Source organism: Bacillus cereus group sp. BfR-BA-01381 (assembly GCF_022663555.1).
Taxonomy (GTDB): domain Bacteria; phylum Bacillota; class Bacilli; order Bacillales; family Bacillaceae_G; genus Bacillus_A; species Bacillus_A pacificus.
In genome coordinates, this window is sequence record NZ_JAKUFR010000039.1 from 1 (window position 1) to 21491 (window position 21491).

Here is a 21491-nt window from a genome sequence, read left to right on the forward strand (position 1 = left end):
CAAGTATCAGAATTAACAGGTTTGCATCCGAGTAGTCTCAGGAGAATGCTGGTGGAACACGCTACGATTCAGAAGAACAAATCTTTCATTAAAGGAGTTACATTCTGATGATATTGGCGAAGAAAGTTAGACTGATTCCAACGCCTGAACAAGAACAAGTGCTGAGAAACCATGCTGGAGCTGCAAGATTCGCTTATAACTATTGTAAAAGAATGAGTGATAGATATTATAAGCTATTTGGAAAATCTGTTTCACAGTTAGCTTTACAGAAACGATTTACAAAGATCAAGAAGCGAAAGAATTATGAGTGGTTAAAAGAAATCAATGCACAAGTGCCCAAACAGGCTTCAAAAGATTTTGATACGGCGAGAAAAAATTCGTTCAAAAAGTACAAAAATGGGTATCACACTTCTTATAAATCCAAAAAAGATTTGATTCAAGGATTTTATGCCAATTATGAAAGACTGATTATAGGAAAGAGAGTAGTTCATATTCAGTCTATTGGAGAAGTGAAAACAAGCCAACAACTACCAAGAAATAAAAAACCATCCAATCCAAGAGTTACCTTTGATGGTCGTCACTGGTGGATTAGTGTAGGATTCCAAGAAGACTTTGAATCACAAGAACTAACGAATGAATCGATTGGTGTGGATGTTGGTTTAAAAGAACTTTTTGTAGCTTCTAATGGTATGAAAGAACGAAATATAAACAAAGATGCCAAGGTTAAAAAACTTTTGAGAAGGAAAAAGTCAGCACAAAGAGATATGTCTAGGAGATTTAAAAAAGGTGTGAAAATTCAATCTGCTGGATATGAAAAAGCAAAAATCGAGCACCTGCGGTTATCTAGGAAAATTATGAATATCCGAAATAACCATATCCATCAAGCAACAGCTAAATTGGTGAAAACCAAACCAATGAGAATTGTTGTGGAAGACTTATCTATCTCAAACCTGTTAAAAAACAAAAAACTATCGAAGGCACTTTCCTTTCAAAAATTAAACTTCTTCTTTCAATGTTTATCATACAAGTGCGAGAAGTACGGCATTGCGTATGTAAAAGCTGATAAATGTTTCGCCTCAAGCAAGATTTGCTCATGTTGCGGAGTAAAATACGACCATTCAGTTCAACCAGAAGGACAGTGGAGTTTAAAAATACGTGAGTGGTGTTGTGCTTCATGCAATAGCTATCACGATAGGGATGTAAATGCGTCGATAAATTTATCAAGATGGGTAAAATAAATGCTTGATAATAGGAGGTAACGATACTGCCTCGTGTGGAGTGTTATACCCCTCGTCCCTTTGGGGCTGCGAGAACACGATGAAGCACTAACTTGTGTAAATTTGATTGAATTGTATAGATTTAGTTAAGTTTATCGTATCGGTGTGAGAGTGATACGGAAATGGAAGTGGTATTTATGTATGGCCTTACTCGGTATAGCAGTATGGAACGTATATACAAATGGAATTACAAAGTATGTGGAGAAGTTAACATTCTTCAATATACAAAGTGGAAAAGAAGCGAAGATTAGTAATAATGGTGAAAAGGTCATCTTATCAAATGTACCTTTCATTCAGCAATTACCAGAGTTAGATAGAGGCTGTGAAGTAACGAGCTTAGCGATGATGCTACAATACGCAGGTATTACAGTGGATAAGATGAAATTAGCAAACGAAATAAAGAAAGTTGATTTTATGAACGATGGTATACGTGGGAACCCGAATGAAGGATTTGTAGGGAATATTTATACCTTTTCTGAATCTGGATATGGTGTATATCATGGACCATTATTTCAATTAGCGAAACAGTATTTACCTAATAAAGCTGTGGACTTAACGGGGAAGAGTATAGAAGAACTTTATAAGAGTGTAAAATCAGGACAACCGGTAGTCATGATTACGAATGCAACATTTGCGCCGTTAGATGAAGATGAATTTACTACATGGGACACAAATAGTGGGGATGTTTCTATTACGTATAATGAACATTGTGTAGTGCTTATTGGATATGATAAGAAATTTGTATATATTCGAGATCCTCTAAGTGATAGTTTAGATGTAAAAGTACCGAGAGAAAGTTTTGAAAAGGCATGGGTACAAATGGGGAGTCAGGCGATTAGTTATGTGAAAAGCTCTAAATGAATTAGTAAGGAATTATAAGAGGAGTTTTGTTGGTTTTTTTGTTAAGAAATAAGAGAACTTTAGCCTATTATATAAGCTAAAGTTCTTTTGTTTTTTATGATTAAATATTTAGAAGTAGTGAATATGTAAAAATGCATAATTGACGAAAATATTATATGTTATCATTATATATTGTTTTATATATGTTACTTGTATAAAATTACACAAGTATCCACATTCCATAAAGGAGGCTTATTATGCAAAAAATATTTAACTGGGTTAAATGTATGAGCATCAAGAAAAAATTAATCATTTCATTTTTTCTTATTTTAACTATACCAGGACTTATTATCGGTGGTGTTTCATATCAAACCGCCAAAACAAATTTTGAACAACAAATCACAGGTAAAGCAAAGGAAAACATTTCGATTTTAAATACTGTTATTTCTCAAAATATAGAAGAGAAATTTGTTGATGCAGCATACTTTGCAGACATCTTAACAGAGGATACATATCCAAACGGACAAGAAGAAATAGTAAGAACGAAGTTAGCGCAATATATAAAACTTCATCCAGAAGTAGAAGGTATTTATATTGGAACGCAGACAGGAAAGTTTATAAGAGAACCATTTATCAAAATGGATGATGGGTATAATCCAACAGATAGATCTTGGTATAAAGAAGCACATGAAAATAAAGGGAAAGTAATTGTTACTGCACCATATCAATCAGCATCTACAAAAAATATGGTAGTGACAATTGCAAAAGAAGTAAAAGATGGTAAAGGTGTTATAGGAATTAACTTAAATCTAGATAACATCTTGAAAATTTCCAAAATGATTAACATTGGTGAAAAAGGTTATGCAGTTATTTTAGATCAAAATAAGCAAATTGTTAGTCATCCATCTAGAAAACCAGGTGCAAAAGTTACTGATCCTTGGATTAAACCAATTTATGAAGAAAAACAAGGAAATGTCTCTTATACAGAACAAGATGATAAAAAGCATTTAATCTTTGCAACAAATGAGAAAACGGGTTGGAAAGTAGTTGGAGTTATGTTTGATGAAGAAATTAACCAGGCTGCGAATCCAGTGTTTTATAAGACTTTTATTGTTATTGCTATCGCTATTGTATTTGGTAGTGTATTAATTTATTTCATTACAAAGTCTATTACAAGACCATTAAGAAAAATAGCTGACTCGGCACATAAAATTAGTAAGGGAGATTTAACAGAGAAAATTACAATCCATTCCAAGGATGACATAGGGAAATTGGGGAATTCCTTTAATGAAATGTCTGCCTCTTTACAAGATGTGATTACTCAAATTAGTTTTTCAGCAGAGCATGTCGCTGCATCGGCTGAGGAGTTAACAGCGAGCGTACAGCAAGCAAATGATGCGACAGATCAAATTACAATTGCAATGGAACAAGTATCAGGTGGGGCTGAATCACAAAGTCAAGGTGTTGAAGAAGGTGCGGCTACATTACAACAAGTAAATACAGCAATTCAAGATGTAACTGGAAGTGCAGAATCAATTTCTGTATCCTCATTGCATGCGAGAGAAAGAGCTGAAGAAGGGGAAGAATTAGTTGAACAAACAGCAAAACAAATGCAGTCTATTTCTAGGTCGGTATCCGAGTCAGATGCCATTATTAAACTTCTTGATGAGAAATCTAAGCAGGTAGGGGCTATTTCTGAAGCAATTCAAAATATCGCTACTCAAACGAATCTTTTAGCTTTAAATGCGGCTATTGAAGCAGCAAGAGCAGGTGAACAGGGCCGAGGATTTGCTATTGTAGCAGATGAAGTTAGAAAATTAGCGGAGCAGTCCGGAGAATCATCTGGAGAGATTGCAAATTTAATTGCAGAAATTAAGGCTGATATTGAACATACTGTTAAGGCGATGGATAATGTGAATGGGGAAGTCCAACAAGGCCTTGATGTTGTAACAAAAACAAAAGTAAGTTTTACGGAAATTTTAAGTTCTACTACACATATTGTTTCTCAAGTGAATCAAATGGTAGAAACAACGAAGAGAATTGCTGGAGATGCAAATGAAGTGACAAATGCTATTGATGAAATTGCAGCTGCGGCAGAAGAAAATACAGCTAGTATGCAAAGTGTTGCAGCTTCAACAGAAGAACAGGTTAATTCCATGGAAGAAATTAGTTCAGCTTCGCAAAATTTAGCTGAGATGGCCGAAGAACTACAAGCGATGACTAGTAAATTTAAAGTATAATAACAGCAGATAAGTAAGGTGAAAATAATATCACCTTACTTATTTTTCTATTCAGCAATTAGGGGAGTCATTAACGGGATGAAAAAAAGAAAAAGACTATGGAATTTATGGAAAACGATTACATTGTTAGTTTGTACAGTTGTAATTTTTTCTTTACTTGTGACAGATATATTAATTAGTCATAATGTAGAACGGACAACGGAGGATAGCCAAGCAGAGAAAGCAAAAACAATTGCACACATTGTGGCGAATGATTCGATTGTAATCGACGGTTTGACTGGGAAAGCAGATATTACTGCAATCCAAACGTATACAAATAGAATATTAAAAAACACAGGTGTTCAATTTATTGTAGTTATGGACATGAATGGAATAAGAAAATCACATCCAAATCCTCAAAAAATAGGTCATCATTTTATTGGGGGAGATGAAGGGCCTGCATTGAAAGGAAAGGAACATGTATCGCTGGCAGAAGGAACTTTAGGTATTTCAATGCGAGTGTTTGTACCTGTATTTTCTGAAACAGGTGAACAGCTTGGAGCGGTAGCCGTTGGTATTTCAGCAGATAATGTAAAAGAGAGAGTTAAGGAAAGCAGACATATCATTTATATTGGTGTCGGAGTTGGAATACTAGTCGGAATTATAGGAGCAATATTGCTAGCTAGACATATAAAGAAAAGTTTATTCGGTCTTGAACCTCACAGGATAGCGAAAATTCTCGAAGAAAGAAATACGATGTTACAATCTGTAAAAGAAGGTATTATTGCTGTAGATAAAGAGGCCAATGTAACTTTAATAAATAATGAGGCAAAACGATTGTTTAAGAAAAGTGGTCTTGAAGAAGATTTTATTGGTAAAGATGTTGAGTTGTATATGCCTAATTCACGTATAAAAGAAGTATTACAAACGGGAGAAGTACAATTAAACGAAGAACAAAATATTTATGGAATTACGATTGTGACGAATCGTGTTCCTTTATATGTAAAAGGAGAAATAGTTGGTGCGATTGCAACATTTCGTGATAAAACAGAGATTAGAAAGTTAGCAGAAGAATTAACTGGTATTAGACTATATGCAGAAGCCTTACGGGCACAATCGCATGAATTTATGAATAAAATGCATGTCGTATTAGGGCTTACACACATGAAGCAGTATGAAGAATTACAGAAGTATATAAGCGGTATGGTATCAGAGCATCAATATGAAATTGGTGGGGTTATGGAAAGAATAAAAAGTCCAGTATTTGCTGGTTTTTTACTCGGGAAACTTAGCTATGCTAGAGAGAAAAATATAAAATTAATTATAAGTGAAGATTCTTACATGCCGGAAATAGATGATGAAAGTATTATTCATGAACTAATTACGATTGTCGGAAATTTAATTGATAATGCATTAGAGGCAGTGACGAATTGTGAAAAGAAGCAAGTTGAACTTGAGATACAATATGGGGATACATTAATCATTACAGTACAAGATACGGGGAAAGGTATACAAGAAGAAGAAATAGGGGCATTATTTACGAAAGGTTATTCCACAAAGGGAGATAACCGTGGTTATGGTTTGTATCTTGTAAAAGAAAGTATACAGCGAATAAATGGGGAAATTCATATGCATTCATTAGTAGGAAAGGGAACAACGATAACAATTGAAATACCTAAAGGTAGGGATGAGAGGCAAATATGATTAAAGTTTTAATTGTAGAAGATGACCCGATGGTAGCAATGTTAAATACGCATTATTTAGAGCAAGTAGGAGGGTTTGAACTTGTTCAAGCAGTTAATTCGGTAAAATCGGCGATAGAAGTATTAGAGGAATCACGAGTAGATTTAGTATTACTTGATATTTTTATGCCTGAAGAGACTGGATTTGAGCTTTTAATGTATATTCGGAACCAAGAAAAAGAAATCGATATTATGATGATTTCAGCTGTACATGATATGGGGAGTATTAAAAAAGCATTACAATATGGCGTAGTAGATTATTTAATTAAGCCATTTACATTTGAACGATTTAAAGAGGCATTAACTATATATCGAGAAAAACTTACTTTCATGAAAGAACAACAAAAAATTAGTCAATCGGAATTAGATTCGTTAATTTTGCAAAAAGAAAAAAGAGAGCCTACTGTCACTAAAGAGCTTCCAAAAGGATTAACGAAGCAAACGATGCAATTAATTTGGCAGAAGATCGAGTCGCTAAATGGACAAGCGTTTACAACAGAGGAAATGGCGCAATTAGTTGGTGTTTCAAGGGTTTCTATACGAAAGTATGTAATGTTTTTAACTGAAATTGGAGTGTTAGAAAACGAAATGGTGTATCAACATGTAGGGAGACCGGTGAGTAAATTAAGATGTATTGACCAAAATAAAATAGAGTTTTACGTATAAGCGACTTATTATAAGTCGCTTATACTTTTTTTAATTACAAAATCAATTACAAAACTTACAAAAACTATTTTTACTATTGAAAGCGTTTTAATATTGTTATTAAGAAAACAAGGGGGTGCCATATGGGAATTCAAAAGGATGTGGAAGCGGTATCATTTTCTGGAGGAAATGAAGTACAAAGAGAATCTTTCGCTTCTAAAATTATGAATGTGAAAATCGGTGTTATACCTTTACCGTTATATGTAGTATTGGCTGCTATTATTTATGGGGCATCTGTATATAATAAATTGCCAGCAGATATGATTGGTGGATTTGCAGTTATTATGATCATGGGTATTTTCTTAGGAGACATTGGGATGAGAATTCCAATTTTAAAAAATATCGGTGGTCCAGCAATACTTTCGTTATTTATTCCATCATTACTTGTATTTTTTAACTGGATGAATCCAGCTTCAATGGAAGCTGCGACTATGTTAATGAAAAAATCGAACTTTTTATATTTATATATTTCTTGTTTAGTAGTCGGAAGTATTTTAGGAATGAATCGTAAAGTATTAGTGCAAGGTTTCGTTCGTATGTTTATACCTTTAGTGGTAGGGACGTTAGCTTCTGTAGCAGTAGGATTATTGGTTGGTTCACTATTTGGATTTGAAATGAAGCAAACATTCTTCTTTATCATCGTACCAATTGTGAGTGGTGGTATCGGGGAAGGGATTTTACCATTGTCGCTAGCTTATAGTGATATTTTAAATGAATCATCAGCAACATTTGTATCACAGCTTATTCCAGCGGCTATTATTGGAAATATGTTTGCTATTGTGAGTGCAGGGTATATGAAGCGTTTAGGTGAGAAGAAACCGGAGCTTAGTGGTAACGGTGTATTAGTAAAAACAGATAATCAAGCCGAGTTATTAAAAGAACAAAATACAGAGAAGCCAATTGACTTCTCATTAATGGGAGCAGGTTTATTAATTGCATGTACATTCTTCATCTTCGGAGGATTTGCTTCTAAGTTCATCGGTATTCCTGGGGCAATCATTATGATCTTCTCAGCAGCACTTGTGAAATACTTTAAATTAATGCCAGCAAAAATGGAGCAAGGAGCATTCCATCTATATAAATTCATTTCGAAGAATTTAACTTGGCCTTTAATGGTTGGACTAGGATTACTATATATTCCGCTAAAAGACGTAGCAGCAGTTCTTTCAGTAGGATATGTTGTAGTGTGCGCATCAGTTGTTCTTACAATGGTAGCATCAGGTTTTCTTGTAGGGAAAGTGATGAAAATGTATCCAGTTGAATCAGCGATTGTAACTGGATGTCATAGTGGTTTAGGTGGAACTGGAGATGTTGCTATTTTATCAGCTTCAAATCGAATGGAATTAATGCCATTCGCGCAAATTTCGACTCGTTTAGGCGGGGCAGCAATGGTTGTAACAGCGACAATTTTATTAAAAATGTTTTCATGATCAAACAAGCTAGCTATATTCATATAGCTAGCTTGTCAAATTAAGGGGAGATTATAAGTATGTTAGAAAATCAAATTAATGAAAGATCATTGTTATTGCATAAAGAATTAGTAGGGAAAATTGAAATTACAAGTAAGGTAGAAGTAAATTCAGCGGATGATTTAAGTCTGACATATACACCAGGTGTAGCGGAGTCTTGCAAAGCAATTGCAGCAGATGAAGAAACAGTGTATGACTATACAGCACGTGGTAATATGGTGGCAGTTATCTCAGATGGAACAGCGGTACTCGGTTTAGGGAATATTGGCCCGAAAGCAGCTATGCCTGTTATGGAAGGGAAGAGTATTTTATTTAAAAAATTTGCGAATGTAGATGCTTTCCCGTTATGTTTAGGTACGACTGATGTGGATGAAATCGTTACCCTTGTAAAAAATTTAGAGCCTACATTTGCAGGGATCAATTTAGAAGATATTGCAGCACCACGTTGTTTTGAAATTGAAAAACGATTAAAAGAAGAAACGAATATTCCTGTATTTCATGATGATCAACATGGAACAGCTATTGTCGTTTTAGCAGCTGTTATTAATGCATTAAAGGTTGTTAGCAAACAAATGGATAATGTAAAAATCGTTATTAACGGTGCGGGTTCGGCAGGAATTGCAATTGGGAAACTATTATTAAAAGCTGGTGCAAAGCACATTACGTTAGTTAGCTTAGAAGGTATTGTTTGTGAAGGTGAAACATGGATGAACGCAGCGCAAATTGAAGTTTCAAAACAGACAAATCGAGAACATGTGCGTGGAACGTTAAAAGAAGCAATTCATCAGGCTGATATTTTTATTGGCGTATCTGCTCCTAACGTATTAACGAAAGAACTTGTACAGACGATGAATGAGAAAGCAATTGTGTTTGCAATGGCGAATCCAATTCCAGAAATCTTCCCTGATGATGCATTAGCGGCTGGGGCAGCTGTAGTAGGAACTGGGCGCTCGGATTATGCGAATCAAGTAAATAATGTATTGGCGTTTCCCGGAATATTCCGCGGTGCGTTAGATGTGCGCGCGACTGATATTACAGAAGAAATGAAATTAGCGGCAGCATATGGGATCGCTAACATCATTACGGACGAAGAACGTAATGCGAATTATGTAATCCCGAATCCGTTAGATAAAAGAGTTGTTCCAAGTGTTGCGGAAGCTGTAGCGAAAGCAGCCATTGATTCAGGCGTGGCGCAAATTACGAAAATACCAAGTTATTAATAGCTAAAAGCAGTGCCTAAAGAGGCACTGCTTTTTTGAGATAAGAAATCAAAATAATGAAGAAGTGTAACATTATTTATTTATGTTTCCTCACTATTTATTTAATTCCATTGCAACTTGTTTACCATTTACTAAAACCTCAGTTACTGCTACGATCACTTCTATCATTTTTTTCATCTCTCATCTCTCCTCGTGTCATTTCTTACTTTAAGTATAAGAGAAGAGAGAGACTTCAACTATCGAAGTATATGACGTGGAAATTACATGGTTGTAAGAAACTAATTTAGTTCTGTCACTTTACTCAGCAGTAATTACAAACTGATCATAATATTTTTCATTCACATATATATTTAATACCCATAATCCAGATGAAGGTAGTGACATAGTGAGAGGAAGTTCGCTTGTAGTGGAATCAATTGTATTTGAAGTAGTCCAAGTTGGTTTGGAAGTTTCTTGTTGAAAGAGTACGGGTGTTGGAGTTACTGATCCTTGCTTTAGTGCAATAATAGATAATTCTCCAGTTGGCATTTCAGGATCTAAAAAGTACCACATCATTTCGCTTTTTTCATTTGCGATAATAGGGCTATCAGCCATTGCGATTTTGTCTTCGATACCTCTTAAAGGTATTTTTTCTTGTATGAAGGAGGGTGTTTCTTCCCAATTTACATCTTTTAAAACGCTAAGGTGAAAGAAGGAAGGTGCATTAACTTGAGTGGATGACGTTGCGATAGTTTCTTTTTTAGGTAATTCTGAATCAGGTTGCAATTGCGAGCATCCAGTGATGAGAAAGAAGAACAGTAGCATAGTTCCGATTTTTTTCATGGTGCCACACTCCTAATTTTGATTGTTAGTGTAATTGTATTTGCCAGAAAGCGGGACAATTCCTTTAAAGTATAAAAAGAGGTCGTAAGTTTTGTACGACCTTTTTTGACATTTTCTATATTTGTTCAGATGTAAAGGCTGGCTCATTCTCTTTTTGCGGCATCGTTAAGAAAATAACAGAAAGAACGATACATACGCCGCCTAATAATTGATATGCTCCAAAAGATTCATTCAGCCAAGCGATTGAAACGATGGCAGCTACAAGTGGTTCAATACTAGATAAAATGCTTGTTTCTGTTGCTGCTAAATATTTCAGACTACCGATATAAAGAAGAAAAGAAAGAGTTCCACTTATGATGATAAGAATAAGCATTGAAAAAGTTTTTGTTGTAAAAGTTTGCGAAAGCTCATGCCATCCAAACGAGCGATTACAAATAAGCAGGGCAATGCCGCCAATTAACATCCCCCAGCCAATTACTACAGTTGTTCCGTATTCTTTAATAAGGGAAGCTGGATGAAGGGTATAAAATGCAAATCCAATTGCTGTTAATAGACCAAAAATAATGGCTTCTTTCGATAAAATAATATTTTCAATTGAACCGTTTGTAATAATAAAGTATGTCCCTGTTAGCGCAGTTACAATTGCGAGTAGTTGCATAGAAGCAGGGAATTTTCGTTGTTCAAATGCGACATAAATGGTAATAAGAACAGGACCTAGAAATTGAAATAATGTCGCTGTGACCGCATTACTAATATGAACCGTCTCGATAAAGGCGTATTGCGCACCAAGCATGCCGAGAATAGAGAAAATAATAAGTTGTATAGAATGTCTAGGGTGTTTCCAAATTTGAAAAATGTTTTGTTTCTTTATCAGTAAAAAAGATAAAATAAATATTCCCGCAAGCAGCAATCGAATTGTTAAAAAATCAATTGAGGATACATTAGTATGCTGAAATAGCCACTGAATCATTGGACCAGATAACCCCCATAATGTAGCTCCTGTAATAATCATAATGAGTCCGATACGTCTACCATTGTTCATTATCATGTTTCTCCTCTCCAGTATTTGATTTTTTTTGTGTGACATGATAAAAGGAATTATATATAACTTCTGGTACTGTAAAAAGTATCAGATTTCAGTTTTATTAAGGGGTCAGATATTATGTTAGAATTAACACCTAATTTAAATGTGAATAGTAAAAGAGCATTGTACGTGCAATTGTATGAGTATATAAAAAAAGAGATTAAAGATGGAACGATTCCGGCTTTTACAAAATTACCTGCAAAAAGAAAGCTGGCGAGTTATTTACAAGTGAGTAAGAATACAGTAGAAGCGGCTTATGAGCAATTACTTGCAGAAGGTTATATTGAGTCGGCATCAAGAAAAGGTTATTTTGTATGTAAAGTTGAACAAATGATTGATGTAGAAGGAAGCGAAGCGAAAGTAGAAGAAGTACCGTTTCGAGAGGAGAACTATACATTTGATTTCACCCAAACAGGGGTTGATACGAATACTTTTCCTTTCACTATGTACCGCAAGCTTATAAATGATGTATGGCAGCCGCATAATAATGATTTGCTTTTTCTTGGACACCCTCAAGGAGAATTAAGCTTACGAGAGGAAATTGCGAACTATTTGTATGAATCTAGAGGTGTGCGTTGTTCAGCTAGTCAAATTGTATTAGGAGCGGGAACACAAATATTAGTGAAACTATTGTTTCAATTGTTAAAGGGAAGCAATTATGCAGTTGAAAACCCAGGTTATCATAGGAAAATGGTCGTTTTTGAACAGGGAGAAGAGAAGGTTCAAATGTTGTCTTTAGATAGGGACGGCATTTGTATGGCAGATTTAGAAAATAGCGATGCAAATGTTGTATTTGTAACTCCCTCTCATCAATTCCCATATGGAATGATTATGCCTATTACGAGAAGGACGCAGCTTTTACAATGGGCGAAGAAAGCGAAAGACAGGTATATTATTGAAGATGATTACGATAGTGAATTTCGCTATTCAGGAAGGCCAATTCCGGCACTACAAGGATTAGATACAGAGGGGAAAGTTATTTATATGGGGACGCTATCAAAAGCTTTATTGCCCTCGTTACGGATGAGCTATATAGTATTACCGAAGAATTTAATTATAAAGTATCAAAAAGAATATTTGTTTTATACACAAAGCGTTTCAAGAATGGATCAAGAAGTGATTAGAAAGTTTTTAAATGAAGGCTATTGGGAAAAACATATTCATAAAATGCGTGTCGTCTACCGAAAAAAGAGGGATCGACTTGTCTTTGAAATAGAAAAGTATTTCTCTAATCGTGTTGAAGTGATAGGAGAAGATTCAGGATTGCACATTTTATTACAAGTGCATAATGGAATGCGAGAAGAGGAACTCATTCAAGAAGCTGCAAAATATAGTATTAAAGTATATCCTGTTTCTACGTACTATAAAGACGGTACTGCACCTGAAAATGTCGTTTTACTTGGGTTTGCGATCTTATCAGAAGAAGAAATTGCAAAAGCGATTCAACTATTAAATACAGCGTGGTTTAGAAAAAAAGTAAAAAAACATCCTCATACATGAGAGGATGTTTTTTATTATTTATTTATTTATTTATTTTCGTCTAAGAATAAGACCATATGCTCTTCGTCCCAATATTGTCCGTTATATTTTAATGAACGTTCTTGCACACCGAATGTTTTAAATCCTAATGATTCATAAAGTTTTTTTGCTCCATCGTTGCCAACAACAACATCAAGCATAACTTGTTCTACTTCTAAAGATTTAGCAAGTTCAAGACATTCTTTAATAAGTGCTTTTCCTGCTCCAAGTCCGCGTGCTTTTGGAGACACATATACAGAACCGATTTTAGCTTTATGTTCTTGTTTTACATATGGTTTCGTTTCCAGTGTTGCAACCCCAATTAATTTTCCATCTTTGAATGCACCTAGCGTATAGTTTTCATCTTGTGCTAATTTTTGTGCTTTATATTCAATCGCACACTCTTTATTAATAATATCTTCATAAGAAGAGCTAAAAGCTTCAGGGTTTTGCTTTAATCCTTCTACACGAAGTTCTAAGTAAATTTCCGCTTCGTCTTTTGTTAATACATGGATATCCAATTATATCACCCTCCAAATCTTTGACAAATGTATCTTTATTTTATATTGAAATAAGAATAATTTCAAAAGCTTAGCTTATATGAGCTGATTTTATGAACAAAATAACACCAGTAGTGTTTACTACTACTGGTGTTTTCACACACATATATTATTCAAAAGGTAGCTCAATTATAAAGGTTGTTCCTACGCCTAATTTGCTTGTTACTAGAATGGAACCGTTATGCAATTCCACAATTTCTTTCGCAACAGCTAGCCCGATACCTTTTCCTCCAGTAGCTCTCGTTCTAGATTTATCAACACGATAAAAACGATCGAAAATATGCGGAATATCTTCCTCAGGAATACCTTCACCTTCATCTTGTACACTTATTGTAAAAGAATTTGTTTCTGTGAGTACGCGTATTGTAATAGTGGTGTTTTCTAGCGAATGTTGATAAGCATTGTGTAATAAATTTAACATAACTTGTTCCATACGTCTTTCGTCTATGCAAACTTCTAAATCGTCTTTGCAATATACATGGAGTTGCATTTGTTTGTTAGTTAATGTTGTTTTTGTCTTTTCAACCATTCGTTCTAAAAATGGTTGAAGGGTCACTTTTTGTTTTTTTATAACAAATTGGTGTTGTTCTAATTGTACAAGCATAAATAAATCTTGAACGAGATCAGTTATACTATCTGTTTCATCCTCAATGATTTGTAAGTATTCTTCTCGCTCTTCTTTCGTTAAAGTGTCTCTCTTTGCTACTTTCGCATAACCTTTCATATAGGTCAATGGAGTTAATAGTTCATGGGCGACACTAGCAAGAAATTCATTGCGTTCTTTTTTCATATAAGTCAGTTCACTGGACAAATCTTCAATCGTTTTTGCTAAGCTTCCAAGTTCATCATTCCGTTTAATACCTAATTGAATTGGCTTATTTAATTTTGGCATTTTTTCTGTTGCCCGCTTCATTTTTATAAGCGGTTCTGTAATAACACGAGAAAAAACAAAGACAGAAATAGTTGTTAAAATAACCGTCAATATACTAATAATAAGGAATTGATTCATGAGTTTAAGTAACATTCTTTCTAAGAAAGATGTTTTTAATAACATATATAAATTACCTTGAAATCCTTGAATTTCAATTGGACTTACTGTTGAGATGAATTTTGATTTTTTCCAATTTCTTTCAATAATTAATCCGTCTTTTGGAATAGGTTCTGTTTTACAAGTAAGCTGTTTTTGCATTTCCTTTGTTACGGGTTCTGAGTTAGAGATAATTTTCCCGTCATTGTCAGTGATAATGATAGTTATATCCGAGTTAGCAATTAACTCGGATTCAATTAATCCTTCAGCCGCATGTTCGATAGTGAACTCCTGATACCCATAACGTTTTGGACGTTCAGTGTATTGTTGGTGTTTAGTACGTTCATTCCACTCTGCACGTTTTTTTAGCATTTTACTATAGCGATTCCCTTTCTCTAAAAGAGCAAGTGTTTCTTCCTCAATCCGCATTGTTGAAATGCTTTTGTAAAAAGATACGAAAGCAATTGTTTCAATACATAAAGCTAATATTAAAAAGTATGTACCAATTTTAAGTGAAAGTTTACTCATTTTCTCACCATACCTTATTTCATATAAAGGGTCAGTGATATACTATTGTCCACTGACCGAAGTAATTATTCACTTTTCCATTTATATCCGACCTTATAAACAGTTTCTAAGTAATTTTCAACTGGAAATCCTTTTTTACGTAATTTATCACGGATATTGCGAATATGTGAATCGATTGTTCTATATTCAATGTCTGTTTCATAACCCCAAATTTTTTCGATTAAATCATCTCGGCTATAAGCACGGTTTGTATTTTGTAAAAATAGTCCAAGTAACGAAAATTCGATAGGAGTCAGTGAGATTTTTTCATCATACACTGTGACAGTATGTTTCGTTTTATCCCACTCAATACCATTGAAGCTAACAAATCCATCTTTCTTTGTACGGCGTAATATAGCCTCAATTCGTGCAACTAATACATGCTCATCAAATGGTTTTGTAATATAGTCATCTGCACCGATAGTAAGGCCTTTCACCATATCGTAATTTTGATTACGAGCTGTTAGCATAATAATGGGAACGTTGGAAATTTGACGGATTTGATAGCAAGTATCCCATCCATCCATATTCGGCATCATTACATCTAACAAAACAATATCGAAGTCTTTTTGTTCTATTAACTTTAGTGCTTCAAGGCCAGAGGTAGCTTTCATACAAAAATAGCCACGAGGACTTAAGAACAGATCTAATAATCGTAACATACGTTCTTCATCGTCTACTAATAAAATTTTTACCATAATCTTGTGCACCCCAAACTGTTCATTCTACTTGTATAGTTTACATGAAAATGATAAAAAACTCTTTTTATGTGATTGAGTGGAAGAGTGATTTCTCGCTCAGAGTAATTGACATAAAAAATGCACTAGTTTTGCACAACTATTTTTTATAATAGAAAACGTAGCGACACAAAATACCCTATGTTGCGACATAACGTCATGTCATTTTATTTATAAAATGACAATTCCATTCTATTGTGTATGTGAGATAGAGAGGGTTTTCGTATTCACCTCGCATCGGATAAGAAAAATTTCCTATCTCACACTTTTTTTAAAAGGAGATCATACACATGAATCCAAAAGAAGAAATTTCAAAAAAAGAAAAGCAAGATCGTAATACGGTTGTCATGTGCGTTGCCGTATCTATGGTTATTATTATAAGTTGTGTAAATAAAATTTTGGGGATTTTATAATATAAAAAAAGCTTATTGCTTCTTAAGAAGTAATAAGCTTTTTTCGTTGTTAGGGGGAGTATTTTTATCCGACTTTAATGGGTAGTAAGACCCCACCTCAAAATTCAGCGAAAGCAAAGAAGTTAGGTGGGGGCTGATACTCAGTGGGGGATGAAGAAAATCCCCACTGAGTAAAGTGTCACTTTATATAATAAACCAAGGTAAAATTGCTAATCCAGAAGTTACAATTGCTGTAGTAAATATTAAAACCATAGCTCGTTTGTTTTGTTTCATGTCACATTCTCCTCTACATATCAAGTACATGCGATCAGCGTGGGATGTAGTTCCCCACTGAGTAAAGTTTCACTTTATATTTTTAGTATAATGAATGGAAAGGTTTGGTACGATCGATAAAGGTGACATGAAGATTACATTGTTGTAATGAAAAAAAGCATCTTTCTTAATAAAAAGATGCTTTTGGAAAAAATAACTATTTAGTAAAGTTTCACTTTATATTGAAGTATTAATCATTTAAGAATAGAACCATATGTTCCTCGTCCCAATATTGACCGTTATGTTTTAATGAACGCTCTTGTACGCCGTAAGTTTGGAAACCTAATGATTCATATAATTTTTTTGCTGCATCGTTACCAACTACAACATCGAGCATAAGTTGTTCTACATGTAATTTATCGGCATTCTCGATAATTGCTTTAATGAGAGCCCGTCCTGCTCCAAGGCCACGTGCTTTAGGGGAAACAAAAACGGAACCGATTTTTGCTTTATGTTCTTGTTTAATGAAAGGCTTTGTTTCTAAAGTAGCAATGCCGATTAAATCATTATCTTTGAAGACCCCTAGAGTATACTTATCCGGATTGCTTAATCGTTTTGCCATAGCAGCTACAGGATCCTCATGTTTCAGAACATCTTCATAAGAAGAGCTAAAAGCTTCCGGGTTCTTCGTTAAACCTTCCATACAAACTTTTAAATATATTTCTGCGTCCTCTGTCGTTAATAAGCGAATTTCCATCGTTGTAACCTCCTTGGTCGATTTTAAATCAAATAAATCCATTACATATATAAGAATGTGTATGCGTTTTGTTAGCAGTCTCTTTTAATTTGTAAAAGAATGAAAAGATATATGCTACAATATTTTGTTTTTAATTATGTAATGAAATTATATATTAACTTTATTAACTATTCAAGTGTTTAATATATTACATTTTCATAACTAAAATAACTCCTCGATTGAGGAGTTATTTTAGTTATTCGATCGATAACCATCAATTCGATGTGGATGTGTGTAAATATTACAAGATTCATTTCTAATAAATCCTACGACAGTAATGCCTAAATCGTGAGCGAGTTGCAATGCTAATTTTGTTGGTGCGGATTTAGATAGAACAATTTCACATCCGATTTTTGAAACTTTGAGTAAAATCTCGGATGAAATGCGCCCGCTAAATGCAATGATTTTTCCTTTAACAGATATATCATTGCGTAAACAATGTCCATATATTTTATCTAATGCATTATGTCTTCCAATATCCATTCTTGATAGGAGGATATTGTTTCGATCACATAGTGCGGTATTGTGAACACCGCCGGTTTGACGAAAGGTAGTGGAAGATTGTTGTAAAGTATTCATTAAGTAAAAGCATTCTTCAGGAGTAATTTTTACATGTATATCATGTAAATCTTTTGCTTTCGCTGCGTCGTTAACGAAAATAAAACCTTGTCTACCTTTTCCACAGCAGGAAGTGATGTATCGTTTATTATATAAATTTTGATAGAGCGGATTTATTTTTGATGATGTTACATGGACAATTCCGTTATCTTTTTGCACCCATAGTTCTTCAACATCTTTATAAGAGGAAATAATCCCCTCAGAAATTAAAAAACCAATGACCATGTCTTCAATATAGGTTGGTGTGCATACGACTGTTACATATTCTTTACCATTCAATTTAATTGTAATAGGAGATTCTGTAACAATCTCATCCAGTTGTTTTGAAAATGTACCAGATTGATAGCGTACAATTGTATACGTTTCTTGCGTAGGCTCCATATTAAATTCCCCTTTTTTATGTATTTCTCTCCCATATTTATCATAAAACAATGGAAAAAATAAAAACACCTATTAGGAAGAAGATCACAGATTATTTTGGTTATTATTGTATATGTACGATATAATAGAACTGTAGAATAGTGATATTTTCAAGCTTTCGTAGTTATACCTTATAACATCTAGAATCGACTTCATAAGAAAAGTATTTGCGCAGAGCGTTTCAAAAATATGTACAGTAACCCACTTATGAAAACGGATTCACAAGTGGGTTGTACAGTTGGTTGTAAGGAGAGGGGAAACTATGGCAGAACAGACAGTCCGTGTAACCGTAGATGGTAAAGAATTTTCAGCATCAGGTGAAAAGACAATACTACAATTATTTAATGAGAGTAATTTGGAACATCCTCAAATTTGTCATGTACCAGAAGTAGATCCAATTCAAACTTGTGATACGTGTATTGTAGAAGTAGATGGGAAGTTAATGCGTGCTTGTTCAACGAAATTAGAGAACGGTATGCATATTGAAAGACAGTCACAGCGTGCAAAAGAAGCACAGACTGAGGCGATGGATCGAATATTAGAGAATCACTTATTGTATTGTACCGTGTGTGATAACAATAATGGTAATTGTAAAGTCCATAACACCGTACATATGATGGGAATTGAAGAACAGAAATATCCGTATGAGCCGAAAGTAAGTGCTTGTGAAGTGGATATGTCACATCCGTTTTATCGGTATGATCCAAATCAATGTATTGCTTGTGGACAGTGTGTAGAAGTATGTCAAAACCTACAGGTTAATGAAACTATATCGATAGACTGGAGCTTAGATCGTCCGCGTGTTATATGGGATAATGGTGTAAGTATAAATGACTCATCTTGTGTAAGTTGCGGGCAGTGTGTAACAGTATGTCCATGTAATGCGTTGATGGAGAAATCCATGTTAGGTGAAGCTGGATTTATGACAGGATTAAAACCAGATGTGTTAGATCCGATGATTGATTTTGTAAAAGATGTAGAGCCTGGATATAGTAGTATTTTAGCGGTTTCAGAAGTAGAGGCTGCGATGCGTAAGACGAAAGTGAATAAAACAAAAACAGTTTGTACATTTTGTGGTGTCGGTTGTTCATTCGAAGTATGGACGAAAGATCGCCATATATTAAAAGTGCAACCTGTTTCAGATGCACCGGTTAATGGTATTTCCACATGTGTAAAAGGTAAATTTGGATGGGACTTTGTAAACAGTGAAGATCGCATTACGAAGCCATTAATTCGCCAAGGAGATATGTTTGTTGAAGCTTCATGGGAAGAAGCATTAGAAGTTGTTGCTTCTAACATGCAGCATATTAAATCTGAATACGGCAGCGATGCATTTGGATTTATTTCTTCATCGAAAGTAACAAATGAAGAAAATTACCTTATGCAAAAACTAGCTCGACAAATATATGGAACGAATAATGTAGACAATTGTTCTCGTTATTGTCAATCTCCAGCAACAGATGGTTTATTTAAAACTGTCGGTATGGGCGGAGATGCAGGAACAGTGAAAGATATAGCTGAAGCAGGCCTTGTCATTATCGTTGGTGCGAATCCAACAGAAGGACACCCTGTACTTGCGACGCGTGTAAAACGCGCTCATAAATTACACGAGCAAAAACTGATTGTAGCAGACCTTCGTAAACATGAAATGGCAGAGCGTGCGGATTTATTTATTCATCCGCGCCAAGGTACGGATTACGTATGGCTTGCTGGTATTACGAAATATATTATTGATCAAGATTGGCATGATAAAAAGTTCATAGCTGAAAATGTGAAGAACTTTGATGAATATAGCATAATGCTAGAAAAGTATACGCTTGATTATACAGAAGAAATTACGGGGATTTCGAAAGAAAACCTGAAAGAAATGGCTCGTATGGTATATGAAGCAGATGGAACTTGTATACTTTGGGGAATGGGTGTAACGCAAAATACAGGAGGAAGTACAACATCTGCTGCTATTTCAAATTTACTGCTTGTTACGGGGAACTATCGTCGTCCTGGTGCAGGCGCATATCCATTACGAGGTCATAATAATGTACAAGGTGCTTGTGATATGGCGACATTACCAAACTGGCTTCCAGGTTATCAAGCAGTATCGGATGATACGCTTCGTGCTAAGTTTGAAAAAGCATACGGCACAACGATTCCGAAAGCACCAGGATTAAATAATATTGCAATGTTACTTGCGGCAGAAGAAGGAAAACTACGTGGTATGTATGTCATGGGAGAAGAAATGGCTTTAGTCGATTCTAATGCGAACCATGTGCAACATATTTTAGCGAATTTAGACTTCCTCGTTGTTCAAGATATGTTCTTATCAAAAACAGCTCGTTTTGCTGATGTTATTTTACCAGCGGCACCAAGCTTAGAAAAAGAAGGAACGTTTACGAATACAGAGCGACGTATTCAAAGATTATATGAAGTATTAAAACCACTGGGTGATTCAAAACCAGATTGGTGGATTTTACAAAAAGTTGCTCGTGCACTCGGCGGGGATTGGAATTACGAAAGTCCAAGTGAAATTATGGACGAAATTGCATCGCTTGCACCGTTATACTCTCAAGCAACGTACGATCGTCTAGAAGGATGGAATAGTTTATGTTGGGGTAGCCATGATGGTAGTGATACACCGCTATTATATGTAGACGGATTTAACTTCCCAGATAAACTAGCTCGTTTATCATTAGATGAATGGGTACCACCAGTTGTAGCGCCAGATGAGTATGATTTACTTTTAAATAATGGACGTATGCTAGAACATTTCCATGAAGGGAATATGACGAATAAGTCGGCTGGTATTTTATCTAAAGTATCTGAAGTGTTCGTTGAAATTTCACCTGAACTTGCTATAGAACGCAATGTGAAAGATGGTGGTCTTGTAGAATTAGCATCACCATTTGGCAAAATTAAAGTACAAGCGCTTATTACTGATCGTGTAACGGGGAAAGAGCTATACTTACCGATGCATGCAACGATAAATGAAGAAGCGATCAATATTTTAACTGGGACGGCAACAGACCTTTATACGTGTACACCGGCGTACAAACAAACGATGGTGAAAATGCGTGTATTACGTGAAAAAGGAAATCGTCCGTTACCATCTTCAAACCCGCGAGATAAAAAGCGTAATCCGCAAAATGGTGTTGAAATCGAGCAAAAATGGCAAAGAAAACAATATGTATCACTCGTGGACTAGGGGGCG

17 protein-coding genes and 1 pseudogene are annotated in these 21491 nt (G+C 34.9%); 11 read left to right on the forward strand and 7 right to left on the reverse strand.

The genetic code is table 11. From position 1 onward, the window contains the following. Window positions 1–107 precede the first annotated feature (107 nt). From MR079_RS14985 to MR079_RS15015, 8 genes and pseudogenes are all read left to right on the forward strand, one after another. Window positions 108–1238, forward strand: coding sequence for an RNA-guided endonuclease InsQ/TnpB family protein (locus tag MR079_RS14985; protein ID WP_242294207.1), 1131 nt, complete (start codon window positions 108–110; stop codon window positions 1236–1238). 150 nt (window positions 1239–1388) lie between these two features. Beyond that, the gene (locus MR079_RS14990; RefSeq protein WP_242294208.1) at window positions 1389–2138 is read left to right on the forward strand and encodes a C39 family peptidase; all 750 of its coding nucleotides are present in this window, start codon (window positions 1389–1391) and stop codon (window positions 2136–2138) included. A 266-nt stretch (window positions 2139–2404) separates the two neighbouring features. Then, a pseudogene (locus MR079_RS29560) lies at window positions 2405–3418 on the forward strand (HAMP domain-containing protein); the annotation flags it as partial. A gap of 120 nt (window positions 3419–3538) precedes the next feature. After that, window positions 3539–4357, forward strand: a complete 819-nt coding sequence (locus MR079_RS29565) for a methyl-accepting chemotaxis protein (protein ID WP_440025286.1) — start codon at window positions 3539–3541, stop codon at window positions 4355–4357. Window positions 4358–4435: 78 nt separating this feature from the next. After that, window positions 4436–6040: a sensor histidine kinase gene (locus MR079_RS15000; protein WP_139869361.1), complete on the forward strand. Its 1605-nt coding sequence runs from the start codon at window positions 4436–4438 to the stop codon at window positions 6038–6040. Beyond that, on the forward strand, window positions 6037–6744 hold the full coding sequence (locus MR079_RS15005) for a response regulator (protein WP_029437405.1): 708 nt from the start codon (window positions 6037–6039) through the stop codon (window positions 6742–6744). Before MR079_RS15000 ends, MR079_RS15005 begins: the two co-directional genes overlap by 4 nt. A gap of 122 nt (window positions 6745–6866) precedes the next feature. After that, window positions 6867–8213: a 2-hydroxycarboxylate transporter family protein gene (locus MR079_RS15010; protein ID WP_000512693.1), complete on the forward strand. Its 1347-nt coding sequence runs from the start codon at window positions 6867–6869 to the stop codon at window positions 8211–8213. 59 nt (window positions 8214–8272) lie between these two features. Next, window positions 8273–9472 (forward strand): NAD(P)-dependent malic enzyme, encoded by a 1200-nt coding sequence (locus MR079_RS15015; RefSeq protein ID WP_242294209.1) that lies wholly within the window; start codon window positions 8273–8275, stop codon window positions 9470–9472. 297 nt (window positions 9473–9769) lie between these two features. Here the strand turns inward: MR079_RS15015 and MR079_RS15020 are convergent, their stop codons facing one another. Next, window positions 9770–10294, reverse strand: coding sequence for a DUF4871 domain-containing protein (locus tag MR079_RS15020; RefSeq protein WP_139869364.1), 525 nt, complete (start codon window positions 10292–10294; stop codon window positions 9770–9772). Between the two features lie 115 nt (window positions 10295–10409). Next, window positions 10410–11336 (reverse strand): DMT family transporter, encoded by a 927-nt coding sequence (locus tag MR079_RS15025; protein WP_139869365.1) that lies wholly within the window; start codon window positions 11334–11336, stop codon window positions 10410–10412. Window positions 11337–11456: 120 nt separating this feature from the next. Between MR079_RS15025 and pdxR the strand changes: the two genes are divergently transcribed. Next, window positions 11457–12878: a MocR-like pyridoxine biosynthesis transcription factor PdxR gene (gene pdxR, locus MR079_RS15030; protein ID WP_139869366.1), complete on the forward strand. Its 1422-nt coding sequence runs from the start codon at window positions 11457–11459 to the stop codon at window positions 12876–12878. Window positions 12879–12904: 26 nt separating this feature from the next. Here the strand turns inward: pdxR and MR079_RS15035 are convergent, their stop codons facing one another. The 3 genes from MR079_RS15035 to MR079_RS15045 all read right to left on the reverse strand — a co-directional run bounded on the left by MR079_RS15035 (window position 12905) and on the right by MR079_RS15045 (window position 15748). After that, window positions 12905–13417 (reverse strand): GNAT family N-acetyltransferase, encoded by a 513-nt coding sequence (locus MR079_RS15035; protein ID WP_000351212.1) that lies wholly within the window; start codon window positions 13415–13417, stop codon window positions 12905–12907. Window positions 13418–13565: 148 nt separating this feature from the next. Then, window positions 13566–15011 (reverse strand): HAMP domain-containing sensor histidine kinase, encoded by a 1446-nt coding sequence (locus MR079_RS15040; protein ID WP_242294210.1) that lies wholly within the window; start codon window positions 15009–15011, stop codon window positions 13566–13568. Between the two features lie 65 nt (window positions 15012–15076). Then, complete coding sequence (locus MR079_RS15045; protein WP_000238954.1) at window positions 15077–15748, reverse strand: response regulator transcription factor; 672 nt, start codon at window positions 15746–15748, stop codon at window positions 15077–15079. A 329-nt stretch (window positions 15749–16077) separates the two neighbouring features. Between MR079_RS15045 and MR079_RS29230 the strand changes: the two genes are divergently transcribed. Then, a complete protein-coding gene (locus MR079_RS29230) occupies window positions 16078–16200 on the forward strand; it encodes a hypothetical protein (protein WP_001068392.1) in 123 nt (40 codons plus the stop codon). Window positions 16201–16702: 502 nt separating this feature from the next. Here the strand turns inward: MR079_RS29230 and MR079_RS15050 are convergent. After that, window positions 16703–17209 (reverse strand): GNAT family N-acetyltransferase, encoded by a 507-nt coding sequence (locus tag MR079_RS15050; protein ID WP_000405875.1) that lies wholly within the window; start codon window positions 17207–17209, stop codon window positions 16703–16705. A gap of 231 nt (window positions 17210–17440) precedes the next feature. Further along, window positions 17441–18247: a formate dehydrogenase accessory sulfurtransferase FdhD gene (gene fdhD / locus MR079_RS15055; RefSeq protein ID WP_062821327.1), complete on the reverse strand. Its 807-nt coding sequence runs from the start codon at window positions 18245–18247 to the stop codon at window positions 17441–17443. A 301-nt stretch (window positions 18248–18548) separates the two neighbouring features. Here fdhD and fdhF point away from each other — a divergent pair, with 301 nt between their 5' ends. After that, window positions 18549–21485: a formate dehydrogenase subunit alpha gene (gene fdhF / locus MR079_RS15060; protein ID WP_242294211.1), complete on the forward strand. Its 2937-nt coding sequence runs from the start codon at window positions 18549–18551 to the stop codon at window positions 21483–21485. Window positions 21486–21491 lie beyond the last annotated feature (6 nt).

Excerpts from the sequence above, each read along its gene's own strand:
- MR079_RS15040 (WP_242294210.1), bottom strand. The coding sequence starts at position 15,011 with ATGAGTAAACTTTCACTTAAAATTGGTACATACTTTTTAATATTAGCT.
- fdhF (WP_242294211.1), top strand. The coding sequence starts at position 18,549 with ATGGCAGAACAGACAGTCCGTGTAACCGTAGATGGTAAAGAATTTTCA.
- MR079_RS14985 (WP_242294207.1), top strand. The coding sequence starts at position 108 with ATGATATTGGCGAAGAAAGTTAGACTGATTCCAACGCCTGAACAAGAA.
- MR079_RS15045 (WP_000238954.1), bottom strand. The coding sequence starts at position 15,748 with ATGGTAAAAATTTTATTAGTAGACGATGAAGAACGTATGTTACGATTA.
- MR079_RS15050 (WP_000405875.1), bottom strand. The coding sequence starts at position 17,209 with ATGGAAATTCGCTTATTAACGACAGAGGACGCAGAAATATATTTAAAA.
- MR079_RS15010 (WP_000512693.1), top strand. The coding sequence starts at position 6,867 with ATGGGAATTCAAAAGGATGTGGAAGCGGTATCATTTTCTGGAGGAAAT.
- MR079_RS15015 (WP_242294209.1), top strand. The coding sequence starts at position 8,273 with ATGTTAGAAAATCAAATTAATGAAAGATCATTGTTATTGCATAAAGAA.
- MR079_RS15025 (WP_139869365.1), bottom strand. The coding sequence starts at position 11,336 with ATGAACAATGGTAGACGTATCGGACTCATTATGATTATTACAGGAGCT.
- MR079_RS15020 (WP_139869364.1), bottom strand. The coding sequence starts at position 10,294 with ATGAAAAAAATCGGAACTATGCTACTGTTCTTCTTTCTCATCACTGGA.
- MR079_RS15000 (WP_139869361.1), top strand. The coding sequence starts at position 4,436 with ATGAAAAAAAGAAAAAGACTATGGAATTTATGGAAAACGATTACATTG.
- pdxR (WP_139869366.1), top strand. The coding sequence starts at position 11,457 with ATGTTAGAATTAACACCTAATTTAAATGTGAATAGTAAAAGAGCATTG.
- MR079_RS15005 (WP_029437405.1), top strand. The coding sequence starts at position 6,037 with ATGATTAAAGTTTTAATTGTAGAAGATGACCCGATGGTAGCAATGTTA.
- fdhD (WP_062821327.1), bottom strand. The coding sequence starts at position 18,247 with ATGGAGCCTACGCAAGAAACGTATACAATTGTACGCTATCAATCTGGT.
- MR079_RS29565 (WP_440025286.1), top strand. The coding sequence starts at position 3,539 with ATGGAACAAGTATCAGGTGGGGCTGAATCACAAAGTCAAGGTGTTGAA.
- MR079_RS29230 (WP_001068392.1), top strand. The coding sequence starts at position 16,078 with ATGAATCCAAAAGAAGAAATTTCAAAAAAAGAAAAGCAAGATCGTAAT.